The 17,876-nt window shown below is 42.3% G+C and carries 12 protein-coding genes; 5 read left to right on the forward strand and 7 right to left on the reverse strand.

Annotated features, from left to right (window positions below; all coding sequences use genetic code 11):
* Window positions 1-35: 35 nt before the first annotated feature.
* Both BDD43_RS27695 and BDD43_RS27700 read right to left on the reverse strand, forming a co-directional pair.
* Window positions 36-1,829: a TonB-dependent receptor gene (locus tag BDD43_RS27695; RefSeq protein ID WP_121201460.1), complete on the reverse strand. Its 1,794-nt coding sequence runs from the start codon at window positions 1,827-1,829 to the stop codon at window positions 36-38.
* Window positions 1,826-4,846, reverse strand: coding sequence for a tetratricopeptide repeat protein (locus BDD43_RS27700; protein WP_246001810.1), 3,021 nt, complete (start codon window positions 4,844-4,846; stop codon window positions 1,826-1,828). The genes BDD43_RS27695 and BDD43_RS27700 overlap by 4 nt, the downstream gene beginning before the upstream one ends.
* A gap of 213 nt (window positions 4,847-5,059) precedes the next feature.
* Here BDD43_RS27700 and BDD43_RS27705 point away from each other — a divergent pair, with 213 nt between their 5' ends.
* Complete coding sequence (locus tag BDD43_RS27705) at window positions 5,060-5,722, forward strand: hypothetical protein (protein ID WP_121201462.1); 663 nt, start codon at window positions 5,060-5,062, stop codon at window positions 5,720-5,722.
* A gap of 25 nt (window positions 5,723-5,747) precedes the next feature.
* On the opposite strand, the gene dacB is transcribed toward BDD43_RS27705, so the two are convergent.
* Together dacB and BDD43_RS27715 are read right to left on the reverse strand one after the other, a co-directional pair.
* Window positions 5,748-7,160, reverse strand: coding sequence for a D-alanyl-D-alanine carboxypeptidase/D-alanyl-D-alanine endopeptidase (dacB, locus tag BDD43_RS27710; protein WP_246001811.1), 1,413 nt, complete (start codon window positions 7,158-7,160; stop codon window positions 5,748-5,750).
* A complete protein-coding gene (locus BDD43_RS27715; protein WP_121201464.1) occupies window positions 7,135-8,604 on the reverse strand; it encodes an APC family permease in 1,470 nt (489 codons plus the stop codon). The genes dacB and BDD43_RS27715 overlap by 26 nt, the downstream gene beginning before the upstream one ends.
* A gap of 256 nt (window positions 8,605-8,860) precedes the next feature.
* On the opposite strand from BDD43_RS27715, the gene BDD43_RS27720 reads away from it, so the two are divergent.
* The 4 genes from BDD43_RS27720 to BDD43_RS27735 all read left to right on the forward strand — a co-directional run bounded on the left by BDD43_RS27720 (window position 8,861) and on the right by BDD43_RS27735 (window position 13,774).
* Window positions 8,861-11,074, forward strand: a complete 2,214-nt coding sequence (locus tag BDD43_RS27720) for a sodium-translocating pyrophosphatase (protein ID WP_121201465.1) — start codon at window positions 8,861-8,863, stop codon at window positions 11,072-11,074.
* A gap of 111 nt (window positions 11,075-11,185) precedes the next feature.
* Window positions 11,186-12,742, forward strand: coding sequence for an amino acid permease (locus BDD43_RS27725; RefSeq protein WP_121201466.1), 1,557 nt, complete (start codon window positions 11,186-11,188; stop codon window positions 12,740-12,742).
* An 81-nt stretch (window positions 12,743-12,823) separates the two neighbouring features.
* Complete coding sequence (locus BDD43_RS27730) at window positions 12,824-13,414, forward strand: MarC family protein (RefSeq protein ID WP_121201467.1); 591 nt, start codon at window positions 12,824-12,826, stop codon at window positions 13,412-13,414.
* 9 nt (window positions 13,415-13,423) lie between these two features.
* The gene (locus tag BDD43_RS27735; protein WP_121201468.1) at window positions 13,424-13,774 is read left to right on the forward strand and encodes a hypothetical protein; all 351 of its coding nucleotides are present in this window, start codon (window positions 13,424-13,426) and stop codon (window positions 13,772-13,774) included.
* Window positions 13,775-13,780: 6 nt separating this feature from the next.
* On the opposite strand, the gene BDD43_RS27740 is transcribed toward BDD43_RS27735, so the two are convergent.
* Genes BDD43_RS27740 through guaA form a run of 3 tightly spaced genes read right to left on the reverse strand, consistent with a single transcriptional unit; the run spans window position 13,781 to window position 17,713 of the window.
* Window positions 13,781-14,980 carry an RsmB/NOP family class I SAM-dependent RNA methyltransferase gene (locus tag BDD43_RS27740; protein ID WP_121201469.1) on the reverse strand — a complete coding sequence of 400 codons (1,200 nt, stop codon included), beginning with the start codon at window positions 14,978-14,980 and terminating at the stop codon, window positions 13,781-13,783.
* On the reverse strand, window positions 14,977-16,227 hold the full coding sequence (locus BDD43_RS27745; RefSeq protein WP_121201470.1) for an ABC transporter substrate-binding protein: 1,251 nt from the start codon (window positions 16,225-16,227) through the stop codon (window positions 14,977-14,979). The genes BDD43_RS27740 and BDD43_RS27745 overlap by 4 nt, the downstream gene beginning before the upstream one ends.
* The gene (guaA, locus tag BDD43_RS27750) at window positions 16,184-17,713 is read right to left on the reverse strand and encodes a glutamine-hydrolyzing GMP synthase (protein WP_121201471.1); all 1,530 of its coding nucleotides are present in this window, start codon (window positions 17,711-17,713) and stop codon (window positions 16,184-16,186) included. Before guaA ends, BDD43_RS27745 begins: the two co-directional genes overlap by 44 nt.
* Window positions 17,714-17,876: the final 163 nt, after the last annotated feature.

The raw sequence follows: 17,876 nt of genomic DNA on the forward strand, positions 1-17,876 counted from the left end.
AAAATAGTTTTAAATTCCCTAACATCAAAACGGGGTTAAAATTTGTAACCCACTCCCCCAAATATATTAAACCCATAATTAGGATAGTACAACCAGGTTTGATAAGTACTATTGAGTATATTGTTTACTTGGCCAAATATAGACAAACGGTTGGTAGCTTTGTATTCTACGCCTCCACTTAGGTCTACAAATGATTTTATGCTTGCCATTTGCGTAGCCGATAACATATCCTTAGTATCGCTATGGAAAAGTACCGAACCGGTGATGCTTACTTTATCGTTTATTTTTATGGCCGTACCTGCTGTTAAAACAAATTTAGGCAAATTCCAGGCCTGGGCCTCGGTAGCAAGCTGGTAATCTTTAAGTTCTATGCGGCCAAAAATATCCAAATCATCTGCCGGTTTATAATCCAGTTCGCCATTAAAGCCGCTTACGCGAGAGTTACCGCCATCGTAAATAACTTTAAAGCGGTTGTAACCTGTGGCAAAGTTAAAATCGTTAACAAAAAGAGCCATGTTTTTTACGCTGTTGCGGAAAAACGTTGCCTTGAAACCCAGGCCCGGAGCAAGCATACCTTTTAAACCAGCAGCCAGGTCAAGCTGGTCTACGGTGTTTTGCACATTAATATCCTGACCTAAAAATGGATTAGCTTGGGAAAAATCGCGCAGAGAGGATTTGTTTACATCGCCGCGAACTTCGGCAAACAGCCGCACATATTTTGGTATCACCTGGAACTCCAGCTTTGCCGCCGGAAACAAACGGAAACGGGTTTGCCCGCCAAATTCGCTGGTGATATTAATACCGGCATCAATTTTATAATTTGTACCCTGAAATTTAAGGTAAGGGTTAACCCTCACAATGTTGTTATTGAACGAGTACAGGCTATCCTTCACGGTATTAAAATCAACCGACCCGCTTAAACCGGCATAAAACTGGCTTATAGTTTGGTTGATATATCCCGATAGGGTTAAGTTGTTTTCTTTAGCCTGAAAAGCATTAGTAAAATTATAGCCGCTTAACTTTAGTGCATAAATAAACTGGTCGTCTTCGTCTTTATAATTTTTGGCTATCTCGGCCTCGCCGGATAAGGTGCTGAAGTGTTGCTTATCCACATGCAGCGTAGCTGGCGGGTTCAACTCATCATAACCATAAAAATAGTTACTGCGGTAATTGTAATTAATCCGCCCGCTTATGCTCGATTCGTCCCCTATACTTTTGCCAAAAATACCGGCATCATCCTTCATAAAGTTTTGCCTGTAAAGGCTGCCATTTTGCGCCAGGTGTTTTAAATACCCGCCAACTTGCAGGGCTTCGTCTTTACCGTTATCTACATATAATTCGCCGTAGGTGGTTTTAAAACTGCCTACCCCTAATTTAGCATAACTACTTCGCAAATCGGCATCCTTCTCTTTGGGTATTTTCATGGCCGGCATTTGTTTAATGTCGGTATTATCCTGCAAAGCTTTGTCAAGGGCATTGTAATGCAGAGGTGCCTTAAAGGGCTCTTTATCTTCCAAATCGGGGTTACGGCGTATTTTTACGGCATCGGCCAAAACAGGTTTATAGGCTGTTGTTACTACAATCTCTTCGGTTAGGCTATTGTTATCTTTAACAGGAGTTGGGTTGGGTTGCCCGCCGCGTTTAACGGTATCGGTTAACCTTTTAGCAATGCCAACAACCTTTTTGGCAGCAGCATTGGTTTTTGCTGTTGGTTTTACAGTTTTAGCTGCCAGCTTTTTTGCTGCCGGCTTTTTAACCTGTGCATCGGCGTGGGTTAAGCAAAAAAATGCAGCAACGGTAACAAAGGTGGTTATATATCTTAATTTCATTGCTTGTTCTCCTTATTATCGTCCTTCTTTATATCGGTTGGCGGGCTCAAAATATCAAGCTTTTGCTTGGCAGCAGGCAAAATATCATCATCGGCCTTGTAGTTATCAATTATACTTTGCAAGGTAGCCTTAGCCTGGAAGGTATCTTTTTGAGCGGTATAATTATCGGCTAAAAGCAAATAGGTTTTGGCTACCCAATAATCATAACTGGCCATTTTGTTAATCAAATCAAAACAGGTTTTTTGCGCCGTTTTATAATTGTGTTTTAAGTACTGCACATTGGCAATGTTATACATGGCTTCGGCAGCGGTAATGGTTTTGGTATGGGCAACAACCTCGTTAAGCTCTTTTATAGCTGTAGCGGTATCGGCCTTTTGCAAATAAGCCTTACCGGCATATAAGTTGGTTTTAAACTTATCCTCTTCGCTGGCTGCGGTATTTTCGCGCACCAGGTTTACGTATTTAAGTGCATCGTCGGGCATTTCCATTTCCGAGTAGCAAAGCATCAGGTTGTTAACGGCAAAGCTATAATCGGCTTTATATTCCGAGTTGGTTTCCAGTCGTTTTAAAAACACAACGGCTTCGTTATATTTCTTTTTATTGATATACAACCTCGACATGCTGATAAGCGATTTCTCGGTATAAGTACTCGTCCAGTCGTTCAAAATATAGTTGTAATCGCTCACAGCCTCATCTCCCCTATCTAAACTAACCAAGCTTTGCGCCCGTATAAATTTAGCCTGCTTATCGTAAATAGCTTTGGGAAACTTATCAAAATAAGCATTAACAGCGTTTACCGTTCCCTGCCAATCGGCCCGTAAGTACAGGTTGTTAGCGGCGGTGTACATAATATTTTCCTGCTCGGCACTAGTGTAGTTACCTATTGGCGTTGTTGCCGCATAGGTGATAAAGGTTTGGGCATCGCCTTTATCGGTATATATTTTTTCTATCTGTTTAAGGGCCTGTTTGGCTTCGTCGGTTGATGAGTAATCGCTTATCACCTGCTTAAACGATGTAACAGCAAGACTATCCCTGCCAGCATTGTAATCAATTAAGCCCTCGGTAACTAAGGCTCGTGGTACATAGCTGCTTCGCGGATACTTTTGTATCATAGCCTGCAAATCGGTTTTGGCTAAATCGCCATTGTTTTTAAGGAAGTAAGTATACGCTATCTCGAACGAAGCATCATCCGCATAATTTGATGTTGGGAACTGCCTCAATACATCGTTAAGGGTATTTATTTTGGTATCAAGCGCACCTTGCAAACCCTGTATCATACCGCGCTGAAACAAGGCATAATCTTCGCCTTTTTGATGCTCGTTTATTATTTTATCATAATTATCCATCGCCTTGCCATATTGCTTTAACACAAAATAGCTATCGGCAGTGCGGGTTATGGCGTCGTTAATGCTGTTTTTATCAGTTTCGTCGCCAGCAATAAAGCGTTCAAAATAGGTTGCAGCCTTTTTATATTGCTCGCCGCCAAAGGCTGCATAGCCCAGGGCATAATTGGCATAGTTATACACCGGAGTGTATTTAGCCTCGGGCATATCCAAAAATTTCTCAAACGTTTCAACAGATTCCTCGTACTTGCGCACCTCAAACATAGCCTCGGCCATCCAATAGGTGGTTAGTACGGTTATCTTCGGGTCCATCGGCGAATCCAGCGAACGCAAGAAAACCCCTATTGCGTTTTCAAAGGCGCGTTCGTTGTAAAACTCCAGTCCACGGTAGTAGGTAACTTTTTGGTAGGCGGCTTTGGCACTTTCGTTTTTATTAGGTAGCGGCTCTAAAATATCAATAGCCTCCTTATAGTTACGCGAGTTAAGTAACTCCTCCGCCAACAAAATTTTAACTTCGTTAAGCTTGGTTGTTTTAGGATAGGTGCGCAGGTACAACCTGGTTGCGTCAAGCGCCTGGCCGTTAAAATCCAGTTCGTACGATAGCTTGCAGTATTCGTACAAGGCATCTTCTTTCAATTGCGGATCGAAATCCAGTTTAGATGCTACAAAAAATGCATTGCGTGCGCTTTGCTTGTTGTTTAGTTTTAAAAACACATCGCCCAGGGTATAGCTGCCGCTTTGGCTGTAGGTATCTTTACGATCAACCAGTTGCTCCAGTTCTTTAGCGGCCTTTTCGTATTTGGCAACTTTATAATTAGCATAGCCTATTTGGTAAGTATCCTGTGTGTTTTGGGTTTTACCGAGATCCTGGTATTGAAAGCGATCATAATATTTTACCGAATTAACATAATCGGCCTTGGCAAAGTACGCTGCCGCAACCAAACGCAGCATTTCGGTTTCGTACAGTTGGTGGGTATTGGTTAAAATTGGGATAGCATAGTTTAAAACATCGTCATACCGTTTATCCAAAAAGTAAACCGAAGTAATGTAATATGGATAGCTGGCTTCGTATTTTTTTGAATCTTTAAGTTTTTCAAAATTAACCAGTGCTATGCTGTAATCTTTATTAAGGTAGGCAATGTAGGCAAAGTAATAAGTAGCATCCTCAGTATATGGCGACTTTTTGTTTTTCACTTCGCTAAAAAGCAACTGCGCTTTTTTATAACTCTCTAACGAAAAATACGCATATCCTTTAAAAAACTTGTACTCGGTATTTTCGCTTCCGCTCAGTTCACCGGCGTGTACTTTATCAAACCAAACAATGGCCAACTGGTAATTACCCTGCTTATAGTACGATTTACCTATCTGGAAGTAGGCCAGCTTGGTAAACGGGTTTTCGGGATGTTCTTTAATAAACTCCAAAAGTTTGGTTTCGGCATCATCGTTACCCAATTCAAGTGCGCAAACAGCCTCATAGTACTGGCAGTTTTCTTTTATTAACGAAAGCTGCGATTCAAACTCGGGTTGGTTACTTGTTTTCACGCGCGATTTTTCTACCAGCCTAAATTGCTCGGCTGCGGCCACAAAAGCTCGTTTTGAAAACAGATCCAGTGCGGCATGATAGGTGCGGTAAATTTCGAACGACTGATTTTGTTGCGCCACTGTGCGCGACAAGCAGAATATAAGGAGTAAGGTTATACAGTATTTTGTTTTGATCATATTTAGACTAATAACAATAGGTGCTAAATTACGCTTTCTGCAAAAGTGTAATTAACATTAGTAATTCACAACTGTGGATAACAGTTTTTTTAACGTTGGGCGCAATTAGTTTGATATAAATGTTAAGAAATTTAAGAATTAAAACTATTTTTAAAAAACAATTGAGGAATGAAAGCAATGATGTTTGGGGTGTTTGTAGTAGCCACTTTTTTTTGTAGCTGCACTAATACAACTACAAAACAGCAAATTAAAAAGTCTGCTGTTAAAGCTATAACTATAGATACTACCATTTCGTTTAAAATAAGTGGTACATGGGTAACGCCAAAAAAATTCTTTGATTTTAATTCGTTGCAAATGGCTTCGGGCGATACGCTGGCCCTTGTAACATGTTCTCATTATGTTTATTCGCCGTTTGGCAACATCAAAAATAAAAAACAGTTAAAAACAAGCATTCTTAATAACTTCGATATTCGGAACCGCACAGATTCGGTCGATATTGGCCCGGTGGAGTTTCAAATACTAAAGCTAAAATCAAGCAAGTTAATTTTCTTTTTTGATAACGATACGGAGGGATCCAGACATTCATTTATTATAAAAGGTGAAATCAATGATGCCGAAGTTAAATTTGATAAAAATATAAGTATAGGAATGAGTATTGAAAGTTTTTATAAAACCTTTTTCGATTATTTTCCTGAGGAGTTATTACACAAATACAAAGTGATAGTGCTAGTATCATGTGTTGACGACATAAAGCATATTTACAGTTTTAATAATGGAAGTTTGGCTTCTGTTTATTTTATTACCGATACTTATTGGAAGGTTGATTATTAAATTATTCCTACTGCTAATTTCTCACCTATTTCAACTCATTCAACACCTCAAACATTTTTTGTTTAATGCCCGATGTGCTGCCGCTAAAATTATTTACCATGATAGAAAAGCAAACCTCGCGGCCGGTTTTGGTGGTTTGGTAACCGGCATAAGTAAGTACATTATTAATGCTACCGCTCTTCATTTTCATGTCGTTGTAAACGGGCAGGCTATTATAAAAATCGGGAAACCAATCGTGGCCCTTGGCCGATTGTAGTATGGTGGCAAGCGTTAGCGTAGTTACCCTATCGCCGGGAGAAAGGCCCGAGCCATCCACAATATTGAGCGAACGCGGGTCGATGCCGCGGGCCTTCCAAAAAGCCTGTTCAACCTGCACACCTGCATCTGTTGATACCTTTTTGCCCGATGCCAGTGCCAGCGTTTTAAGTAATTGCTCGGCGTAAAGGTTAATGCTTTTTTGGTTAAGCCAATAAATTATCTGACTAAGCTTTGGCGAATGATAATCAACCAGCAAAGTACCACCTACGGGCAAAGTCTGATTTTTTTCGGTTATCGTTTTTATTGACGATGCGCTTTGCGAAACATCAATACCCAGCGCCTTTAGCGTATCGGCCAAACGGAAAGCGGCATCAAATGCCGGATCGGGCAGTGCTACCGCAATACTTTTTTTGGTTTGATCGGCAGCATACGTGCCCCGCAAATACATTACGCTGCCCTGTATGGGCAGGTATGCGTATGATTTATCGCCCGTACCGGCTTCGGCGTTAAGCAACTCGCTTTTAAAATACAAATATGGCACCGTCGGCACGGTTGCCGCAACACCTATCGGCGTACCTAAACGCCCGGTACGCAGCTTAATGTCAAACTGGTTTTCGCGCCAGCATAAGCCCGATGTGCCCGCACCGTAATAATTACCTATATCCTGCCATATCCAACCCTCGGGGATGGTTTGCGTGCCAAATGCCGAATCGTCGCCAACTATACGGCCCTTTATCCTTTTTATTCCAGCCTTGCGGATGGCATCAACCCATAAATTAAGCACGCTGCTTACCGTTGCTGTTGGGTAACGCCAGCTACCCAGGGTAGGGTCGCCGCTACCGCGGATCACAATATCGCCCGTAAGGGTGCCATCGGCATCAATGTTGCCATTGTATAATAGCGATGTAGTGTACTGGTAATCTTTCCCTAAAATATTAAAGGCTGTAATACTTGTAATAGTTTTTAAGGTTGATGCCGTAGCCAAACCCATATTTGGGTTAACGGCAAACACCTGCTCGCCGGTTTTGGCATCAAGCACGGTTAAGGATATGGATGCATAGCGGCTTTGGCTATCCTGCTGTAAACGGTTAAAGGCTAATTGCAGCCTTTGCTGTAACCCTTGCGCATACCCAAAACCTGATACTAAAAAAAGGCTAAGCGTTAGTAGTTTCTTCATCATTACCTAAATAACGTTTAGCCAGGAAATAAATTGGGATACCTGATAAAACAATATATAAACCGCCCCGTGAATATTCGGGCTTGTAAATTAAAAGTACGATACAAAATGCAAGGCCCATTAAAATATAAATAGCAGGCAAAATGGGGTAACCGAAGGCTTTGTATGGCCGTTCTGCATCGGGGCGTTTAACCCTTAAAATGTAAATACCGCCAATGGTAAGTATGTAAAATATTACGGCAACTAACGATATCATATCCAACAAGTTACCATAACTACCGCTTAACGATAGCGCGCAGGCAACTACGCACTGTATCCAAAGGCCAAATTCGGGAACGGCAAATTTATTTAAAGTGCCTGTTTGTTTAAAAAATAAACCGTCTTTAGCCATTGTATAATACACCCTCGCTCCCGACATAATTAAACCGTTGTTACAACCAAATGTTGAAATCATAATCATAACAGCCATAATTTTAGTACCCGCATTGCCAAATATTTGTTGCGAAGCGGCTACACCAACCCTGTCTCTGGCTGCGGTAGCAATATCGTGCATAGGTAAAACGCCAATATAAACCACGTTAGCCATTACATAAATAACGGTAACTATTAAGGTACCTAAAAACAAGCTTAAACCAATATTACGTTTAGGGTTTGTCATTTCGCCAGCTATAAAGGTTACGCTGTTCCACGAATCGCTACTGAAAATAGAGCCAACCATTGATCCGGCTATGGCCCCCAGGGCAATGGGTAAAGTATAATCCATCAGGCCATTGGTGCCATCAAGCTTAATTTCGTGCATATGCCAGGCGTTTGTCCAGTTGGCGTGCCATACATCGCCTTTTAAGGCTATTAAACCAAAAACAATTAAACCAAACAAACTCAATATTTTTGTGAGCGTAAATATGCGCTGTATCCATTTACCGCCTTCTACGCCACGGGTATTTATAAAAGTTAACAGCACAATAATTACGATAGACATAGCCTGGGCTGCACTTATGCTAAAAAACTTATCGTTACCCAATTGGTCGACCCCGGTTTTTATCTGGTATAGTATGTGTTGCTCGCTTAAAGGCTGATACAAATAGGCCGCAAATTTAGAGAAGGCCACACCTACGGCGGCAATGGTTCCGGTTTGTATTACGGCAAAAAAGCTCCAGCCATATAAAAAGGCTATTAGCTTGTTATAGGATTCTTTTAAATAAACATATTGGCCTCCCGCCTTGGGGAACATGGCGCTTAGTTCGCCGTAGCTTACGGCGGCGGTGAGTGTCATAAAACCGGTAATGAGCCAAACAGCAATTACCCAGCCTGCCGAACCTACGCTGCGGGTAATATCGGCGCTTACAATAAATATGCCCGAGCCTATCATTGAGCCTACAACAAGCATAGTGCCATCAAGCAAGCCCAGTTCGCGTTTTAATTCTTGCGGTGGTGTTTGGTTTTCCATCAGTTACAAAAAGGTTTAAGCTACTAATCTATTTAAAAAAATCAGGAGTAGGGAATGTTGACGGGAATTTGGAAGAATTTACCCGGTTTAGATTTTTAAACGCACGGTAATTCAAACAAATTTCACCAATCCCAACCTAAATATAAACTTTTAAGTATCAGTTACCGTACAACAAATTAAATTTGGTAATTTGCTTGTTCTGCTTAAATTTACCACTCTCTACATTATAAACCAATTTTATAACCTAATACTTACTATGGATTTTTTTACCAATAATTTAATTTATTTAATACCCGTGTTCGGCGTGGTGGGCATCGCCGTGATGATGATAAAATCGGCATGGGTAACCAAACAAGACGCAGGCGACGGCGACATGACTGAATTATCGGGCTATATTGCCGACGGTGCAATGGCTTTTTTACGTGCCGAATGGAAAGTACTTAGCTATTTTGTTGTAGTAGCTGCCATTTTACTGGCATACTCGGGCACAACGGTTGCTACATCAAGCCCGGTAATTGCGGTATCGTTTATTGTGGGTGCGTTTTTATCGGCTTTCGCCGGATATTTGGGTATGCGCATAGCTACTAAAGCTAACGTGCGCACCACTCAGGCTGCTAAAACCAGTTTGGCACAAGCCTTAAAGGTATCGTTTACGGGCGGTACGGTTATGGGCTTAGGTGTAGCCGGGATAGCTGTTTTGGGTTTAGGATCCATGTTTATTGTTTTATATACCTTTTATGTTAAAAGCGTAAATGGCAACGTAAACGGTGCCGAAATGGAGAAAGCACTGGATGTACTGGCCGGATTTTCTTTAGGTGCCGAATCTATAGCCTTGTTTGCCCGTGTGGGCGGCGGCATTTATACTAAAGCTGCCGATGTTGGTGCCGACCTTGTGGGCAAGGTTGAAGCAGGCATCCCCGAGGATGATGTGCGCAACCCCGCCACCATTGCCGATAACGTAGGCGATAACGTGGGCGATGTAGCCGGTATGGGTGCCGATTTGTTCGGATCGTACGTGGCAACTATTTTGGCTACGATGGTTTTAGGCCGGGAAATTAAATCGGTTGATAACTTCGGTGGTATTGCCCCTATCCTATTGCCAATGCTGATAGCTGGCCTGGGTTTGTTGTTTTCTATAGTTGGTGCATCATTCGTAAAAATCAAAAACGAAACCGATAGCGTACAAAAGGCTTTAAATATGGGTAACTGGTTATCTATATTGTTAACCGCAATTGCTTCATACTTTGCCGTACAGTGGCTGATGCCCGATAACATGATTATCCGTAATGTTAATTTTACCCGTAACGATGTGTTTTTGGCCATAGTAGTTGGTTTGCTTGTAGGCACTTTAATGTCCATAATAACCGAATACTATACAGCAATGGGTAAACGCCCGGTGTTGAGCATTATACGGCAATCGTCTACAGGGCATGCTACCAATATCATTGCCGGTTTGGCCGTGGGCATGGAATCAACCGTGTTGCCAATTTTAGTATTGGCAGCCGGTATTTACGGCTCGTTTTACTTTGCGGGTTTATATGGTGTAGCCATTGCCGCCGCAGGTATGATGGCCACCACTGCCATGCAATTAGCTATTGATGCCTTTGGCCCAATTGCCGATAACGCCGGTGGTATTGCCGAAATGAGCGGGCTGCCGCCCGAAGTGCGCGAACGTACCGATAATTTAGATGCCGTGGGTAATACTACAGCCGCTACAGGTAAAGGTTTTGCCATTGCATCGGCAGCGTTAACTTCACTGGCTTTGTTTGCCGCCTTTGTTGGCGTAGCCGGGATAGACCATATTGATATTTACAAGGCCGATGTATTAGCCGGTTTATTTGTGGGCGGAATGATACCCTTTATATTTTCGGCACTATGTATATCGGCAGTTGGCCGTGCCGCTATGGCAATGGTTGAAGAAGTAAGGCGTCAGTTTAGAGAAATACCCGGCATTATGGAATACAAGGCTAAACCCGAGTACGAAAAATGCGTAGCCATATCAACAAAAGCTTCCATTCGCGAAATGATGGCTCCCGGTTTAATTGCTTTAATAACCCCTATTATTATAGGTTTTGCCTTTGGCCCCGAAGTACTGGGTGGTTTACTTGCAGGCGTTACCGTATCGGGCGTGCTGATGGGTATTTTCCAAAGCAATGCGGGCGGCGCGTGGGACAATGCCAAAAAATCGTTTGAAAAAGGTGTTGAAATTAACGGCGAGATTTACTACAAAAAATCCGAACCGCACAAGGCTTCCGTTACCGGCGACACCGTTGGCGATCCGTTTAAAGATACCTCCGGCCCGTCCATGAATATCCTCATCAAACTCATGTCAATCATGTCGCTGGTAATAGCACCGCATCTTAATCCTAATAAAGTTCCGCCTGCGGCTACGTTAAAACCTACCACAATTAAGGTAAGCAAGGCTACGGCAGCAGTAGTTACAAAATTAAATACTGCTCAATACCAGTAAAACTATTCAAAATGCAGCTTAAAAGGGATTTCGGCAACGGCATCCCTTTTCTTTTTTACATAAAATTCTGTATGTTTGGAAGTATTATAATTACAACCCATAAACTGACTGATGAAATTATTTATTAAGAAACCTATTGCACAATTGATGGCCGCCGCGCAGGAAGGCGAAAAAACCTTAAAGCGTACCCTTGGCGTTGGCTCACTTATTGCCCTCGGCATTGGTGCTATTATCGGAGCCGGTATCTTTGTACGTACCGCCGCCGCCGCCGGTGAACATGCTGGTCCGGCTGTAACTATCTCATTTTTAATTGCCGCCGCAGGTTGCGCGCTTGCAGGCTTATGCTATGCGGAGTTTGCCAGTATGATACCTATTGCAGGTTCGGCCTACACCTACTCGTATGCTACCATGGGCGAATTTATTGCCTGGATAATAGGTTGGGATTTGGTGCTTGAGTATGCACTTGGTGCAGCTACGGTAGCCATTGGCTGGTCGCAATATTTCAATAATTTTTTAGAAAGTTTTTTTGGTGTACATATACCCTTTGCACTTTGCCACTCGCCCTTTGAAACATCAACCACCACAACAGGCATGTATGCCGCCGAGTTAGGCTCACACGGCATAGTTAACCTTCCCGCTATATTTATATTGTTAATGCTAACGTTGCTGCTCATCAAAGGTACTGCCGAATCGGCAGCCGTTAATAACGTTATTGTTATTATTAAAGTAGCTATTGTATTAATGATTATCGGTTTAGGCTGGAGTTTTATTAACCCGGCTAACCATACACCTTACCTTATACCTGCCAATGCGGGTACTGTTAAAACAAACACTGGCATAGTTAATTATGCCGATACGTTTAACCACGGCTGGCTTGGCGTATTGCGTGGTGCAAGTGTGGTATTCTTCGCTTTTATTGGTTTTGATGCCGTATCAACCGCAGCTCAGGAAGCTAAGAATCCACAAAAAGATATGCCAAAAGGTATTTTGATATCGCTGGTATTCTGTACTGTTTTATACGTTTTGTTCTCGCACGTGTTAACAGGTTTAGTGTCTTACAAAGAGTTTTTGGTACAAGGTAAAGAAGCATCTGTTACCTACGCTATTTCGGCAGTAATGCACGGTTATGGCTGGTTAGCCAAATTGGTTACCATCGCTATTTTGGCTGGTTTCTCGTCGGTTATCCTGGTCATGCTATTGGGCCAAACACGTGTGTTTTACACCATGAGTATTGATGGTTTAATACCGCCGGTATTCTCTAAACTACACCCCAAATTTAGCACGCCATATAAATCGCAATGGTTATTCTTTATCATGGTATCGGTATTTGCCGGGTTTATACCCGATAGCATAGTAGGCGATATGGTAAGTATCGGTACGCTGTTCGCGTTCGTTTTGGTTTGTCTTGGTATCATGATTTTACGTAACACTGATCCTAACCTGGTACGTCCGTTCAAAACACCTTTATACTACATCGTTTGTCCGTTAGGTGCCATTATCTGTTTAGCCATGATGGGCAGCGAAGGTTTAGAAAACTGGTTACGTTTATTCATTTGGATGGGTATTGGTATGGCGGTTTACTTTGGCTATAGCATTAAACATTCACATGTAAGGCATGGCAAACCCGAAGCTGCAAATGATCCCCCAAATCCGAAATTTGTAGAATAATATCGAAAATCCCGGAATTTCCTTCCGGGATTTTTTTTGACCTTAATTTATTTTAGCTTTACTATACCAAACATCAGCCCCATGAGTGAATACTTTGTTTTTGATCCCAGGGAAATACTATCCGTTACCTTAATCCTGTTCGCTATTATTGATATTGTGGGTACTGTGCCCGTTATTATTGAGTTGCAGCGCAAGGCAGGTTATATAGCGGCCGAAAAAGCATCATTAACCGTGTTGTTTTTAATGGTTATTTTTTTGTTTGTAGGGAAAGAGTTGTTAAGCATTATAGGCATTGATATACCCTCGTTTGCTATTGCCGGTTCGCTGGTTATTTTCTTTATCGCTTTGGAGATGATACTGGGCCACAAGTTTTTTAAGGAAGATGAAATGGCCGAAACCACATCTTCGGTTTCCATTGTACCGTTGGCATTCCCACTCATAGCAGGCGCGGGCACCATGACTACCCTGCTTTCACTTAAATCGCAATACCAAACTCAAAACATTTTGGTAGGCATTACGCTCAACACTTTATTTGTCTATCTGGTATTAAAAAACACCTACCGTATAGAAAGAATATTAGGCAAAACCGGCCTCGAAATTTTACGAAAGGCTTTTGGGATAATTTTGTTGGCTATTGCGATAAAATTGTTTAGGAGTAATACGCATTTGTAGGTATTTAGCATGAGCTTTTCCCGATTCTTTTACAATAAGAATTCTTTAAAAAGGAAGATCTTAGATATCAAAGCTGACATTGAAAATACTGTATTTAGTTATTGTACCGAAAAGTTTGACATTACCTGGTATGGTGCTTACGATATCGACCCTAAACACCTCGTTTATTGGATATGCATCAAAACGGACAAAGTAAAGCACGAATTAGAGAGCAACTTAGAGCTTAACCAATTACTCAGATCATTATTAGAAAAGCATAGATACCCATTGGCTGCACAGCCGCATGTGTTCATTAGTTTTGAATCGCAGGAAACTGTAGATCGGGAATCCGACGGCAATTGGTATCATCATTTTAAATAAATATGATTATTCATCGGTTTTAATTGACCTATTCAATTTTGTATCCGGTGCCACCATCCTCGCCACAAACATCGTGTCCGCCTTATGCCCATATCCCTTTAAAACCGTTTTCTCTTCCAACTTCAATCCAAACTCAGCAGTCAAAAAATCAACCATATCTTCATTTTCGGCTTTAAAGGCCGAGCAGGTAATGTAAATAAGCGGCTTGCCTGGCTTTAGGTACTTTACCACATTGCGCACAATACTTTGTTGCAGGTTTTTAAAGGACTGTATTTTAAAATCCTGAAACTGGGCTATCATTTCGGGCGTGCGGCTCCAGGTGCCCGAGCCACTGCACGGTGCGTCTAAAATAATACCGTCAAATTGGTAATCATGTAATTCCGGGTCAACATTTTTGGTAAGGTCAACCAGTTTTTTTTGGTATTTGAATAGTCCGGCCTGGTGCAGGCGTTCGTCAAGGTTAGCAAGGATAGATTCGCGAATGTCTGACACAACCAGCTTTAAATCGGGTTGCAACTCGTGTAGTAAAAGTGTTTTGCCTCCCGAAGCAGCGCAGGCGTCCCACCAGTGTTCCCATTTATTGGGCTTAAAAAACTGAGCCGTTTGCTGCGACGATAAATCCTGAATTTCGAACCAGTGTTGGTTTTGAAACAAGGTATCAAGGCGCGTACCGTTGGCCAGGGCAAGGCATTGGTTGGCTTCCTCCCTAAATACAATTTCCGCTTTAGCTAGCGTTGATTTTACCTGCGGTTCAAAACCTTTTAACACGCGGATATACAGATCGGGCTGAATAAAAAACGACTTTAAAAATGCATCCCTATCCACATCCGCCGAAAGCGCATCAGTCCACGGAAAAACATCTTCCAGTTTAAAATCCGGGTAACTAACCTTTACCATGGCCAGCTTTTCGTCTAAACTAAAGCCTACACATAGCGCCCAATCGGGTTTAAAATGAGCCAAAAACGAATTGGTTTGCGTATTGCACAAAAATTCGGCAACAAACAAGCGTTCTTCGGTAACGGTATTATCAAGTGCCTTGCCTAATCTAAAATAATTGTAAATGAGCCTGTTAGCAATACGCCTGTCGGTAGAGCCCATTTGTTTATTTTGGCGGTAAAAGCCTGGCAAAAACTTGCTCAAAGGCGTATCAACCGGATATTCTCCCAGTATACGCTGAAAAGTTTTCAATTGATTAAAGGCTTTCATTCTACGGGCTTTAGTTCAAAATTTTGATACTGATAAATGCTTACATGGGTATTTACCCAACCCGCATTTCCCGTTTTTATAAAACTGAATTGGTTATGTAAACCCAGGTAGTTAAGCTTATCCAGCTTTTTAAAAGCCTCGGTATCGGTACTCAATAAGGTTCCTAAATAATAGCCATCGTCAAAGCCTTTAATTGCATAATCGCTGGGCTCAAGGTGGTAGGCATCGCGGTAAGCTTTAATAAATTGCTTCGTTTCATCATCATTATAATCAACTTTGTCGGATACGGTGATGTAGGTTTTTAGCCTCTGTAGCAAAGTGGCCTGTAAAAATGAAGACTTGTACCAGTTGGGGTGCCCAAATACGGTTACGGGGTAGGTTTTATTCAGTTTATCTAACGCGGCTAATGTTACTGCTAAAAAAGTTTGATCGGTAGCCGGAACGATAAATATGTTTTGCGCCGAGGTGGATAGCTGTGGTATTATTGCGCTTAAATTACCCTTGGTTACAGTGAGGTAAACCACCTGTATGCGTTTACGACTTAGGCTATCAATAGCTTTTTTAAACGGGAGGATATATTTATTCTCGTCGCTATAGCCCGATTTTAAAACAAAAACCTTTACCGGCCTTAAACGCTCTTTAATATAACGGGCAATGCGCCAGGCGTGGTATTCTAACGGCGGTTCGATGGTAACCAAATTATTGTTTTTAAACTCGGCAGGTGCCGCAGGCGAAAGCGGCGATATGAGCGGTTTATTAATGCCATGCATGGCTGTGCTAAAAGCTTTTATACCTTCCGGAAATACCGGCCCAACTATTAAATCGCTGGTGCGCAATTTTGTGTTGCCTGCCAGGCTATGCGCCTGCGAATCGTCGCCGTTTGAATCAAAAACCTGTAGTTTAAAGTTATAGCCCTGAGCGGTTAACGAATCGAGCGCAAGCTTAAAGCCCTGGTAATAACCAACAGCCAAATCGGCCCGGCTTAAATTGGCACTTGTAGCAGCCGAACTCAAATCGAGCTTATTCAATTCAAAAGGTAAAATAAGCGACACAGTAGAAGTGTGTACAGCCACAACCTTAGGAGTAACTTTTACATCCGGGGTTTTACTTTCTACAGGCTTTGTTACCGGTTTTTGCGTAACGGGAGCAAGTTTAGGCGAACATGCGCCTAAAACAAGCCCTATCAATACAAATACTATCCATTTATTCCCACTCGATGGTAGCCGGTGGCTTTGAGCTAATGTCATAAACTACGCGGTTAATTCCTTTAACATTATTAATAATCTCGTTTGATATTTTTGCCAGCACATCATAAGGTAAATGGCACCAGTCGGCAGTCATACCGTCTAACGATTCTACTGCGCGCAAACATACCACATTTTCGTAAGTACGCTCATCGCCCATTACCCCTACCGATTGCACGGGCAAAAATATGGTACCGGCCTGCCAAACCTTATCATACAACCCCGAAGACTTTAAATTGTTGATGTATATGGCATCAGCTTCCTGTAAAATATGCACTTTTTCGGGAGTAACCTCGCCTAAAATGCGGATGGCCAGCCCAGGCCCCGGGAAAGGGTGCCTGCCAAGTATATTCTCATCTATTTTTAATGATCGGCCCACTTTGCGTACTTCGTCTTTAAACAAGGTATTAAGCGGTTCAACTACTTTAAGTTTCATAAAATCGGGCAGGCCGCCAACGTTATGGTGCGATTTGATGGTTGCCGATGGCCCTTTTACCGATACGGATTCGATAATATCCGGATAAATTGTGCCTTGCCCCAACCATTTTACATTTTCAATGCGGTTTGCTTCATCATCAAAAACCTCAATAAAAACGCGGCCAATTGCTTTACGCTTTTGTTCAGGGTCCGATAATCCGCTCAATGCATCATAAAAGCGTTGTTTGGCATCAACTCCTTTTACATTAAGGCCCATGTGCTGGTACGAATCCAGTACCGACTGAAATTCGTCTTTACGTAACAGGCCGTTATCAACAAAAATGCAATGCAGGTTTTTGCCAATGGCATGGTGCAGCAAAACCGCCGCAACCGACGAATCCACACCGCCCGAAAGGCCCAGTACCACCTTATCATCGCCCAGCTTTTCTTTCAAATTGGCAATCGTGGTTTCCACAAACGAATCGGGGGTCCACTCCTGTATGCATCCGCAAATGTCAACCAAAAAGTTTTGCAGCAATTGTTTGCCATCAATACTATGCGTTACCTCCGGGTGAAACTGGATACCATACGTTTGCGAATTTTTAATTTGATAAGCAGCAACACGCACGGTTTCGGTACTGGCAATTACTTCAAAATCGTCGGCCAGGGTTACAATGGTATCTGCGTGCGACATCCAGGTTTGCGAACCAGCCGGAATAGCCTTAAACAGCGGGTTACCGGGCTGTATATATTGCAGGTTAGCACGGCCGTATTCGCGTGTGCTTGATGCCTGCACCTCGCCGCCGTAAAAATGGGCCAGGTATTGCGCACCGTAGCAAACTGCTAAAATTGGGTATTTATCTTTATAAGTGTTGTAATCAAAATGTGGCGGCTCCTCTTGCCTTACCGAATGCGGACTTCCGGAAAGGATGATTCCTTTTACATCTGCATCAAAATCGGGAATGTGATTGTAGGGGTAAATTTCGCAGTAAATATTGAGTTCTCTAACCCGGCGGGCTATAAGCTGTGTGAACTGCGAACCAAAATCGAGAATTATAATTTTTTCAGGCATGGGCAAAGATACTTATTCGGCCCAAAGGTTAAAGGGTAAAGTTATCAAGGTTGTAAATGTTAATAAGCTTTGTAAATGTGGAGATGAGCTATAATGTGCAGATGAGGAAAATATGCAGATGTGCAAATGAGCCTTGTTTAGATTTGCCAACTTTTAAAAAGTT

Source organism: Mucilaginibacter gracilis (genome assembly GCF_003633615.1).
In the GTDB taxonomy this organism is placed as follows: domain Bacteria; phylum Bacteroidota; class Bacteroidia; order Sphingobacteriales; family Sphingobacteriaceae; genus Mucilaginibacter; species Mucilaginibacter gracilis.

Bases quoted from the DNA above. Each gene is read 5' to 3' on its own strand.
- BDD43_RS27695 (WP_121201460.1), bottom strand. From the start codon at position 1,829: ATGAAATTAAGATATATAACCACCTTTGTTACCGTTGCTGCATTTTTT.
- BDD43_RS27705 (WP_121201462.1), top strand. From the start codon at position 5,060: ATGAAAGCAATGATGTTTGGGGTGTTTGTAGTAGCCACTTTTTTTTGT.
- dacB (WP_246001811.1), bottom strand. From the start codon at position 7,160: ATGATGAAGAAACTACTAACGCTTAGCCTTTTTTTAGTATCAGGTTTT.
- BDD43_RS27715 (WP_121201464.1), bottom strand. From the start codon at position 8,604: ATGGAAAACCAAACACCACCGCAAGAATTAAAACGCGAACTGGGCTTG.
- BDD43_RS27720 (WP_121201465.1), top strand. From the start codon at position 8,861: ATGGATTTTTTTACCAATAATTTAATTTATTTAATACCCGTGTTCGGC.
- BDD43_RS27725 (WP_121201466.1), top strand. From the start codon at position 11,186: ATGAAATTATTTATTAAGAAACCTATTGCACAATTGATGGCCGCCGCG.
- BDD43_RS27730 (WP_121201467.1), top strand. From the start codon at position 12,824: ATGAGTGAATACTTTGTTTTTGATCCCAGGGAAATACTATCCGTTACC.
- BDD43_RS27735 (WP_121201468.1), top strand. From the start codon at position 13,424: ATGAGCTTTTCCCGATTCTTTTACAATAAGAATTCTTTAAAAAGGAAG.
- BDD43_RS27740 (WP_121201469.1), bottom strand. From the start codon at position 14,980: ATGAAAGCCTTTAATCAATTGAAAACTTTTCAGCGTATACTGGGAGAA.
- BDD43_RS27745 (WP_121201470.1), bottom strand. From the start codon at position 16,227: ATGACATTAGCTCAAAGCCACCGGCTACCATCGAGTGGGAATAAATGG.
- guaA (WP_121201471.1), bottom strand. From the start codon at position 17,713: ATGCCTGAAAAAATTATAATTCTCGATTTTGGTTCGCAGTTCACACAG.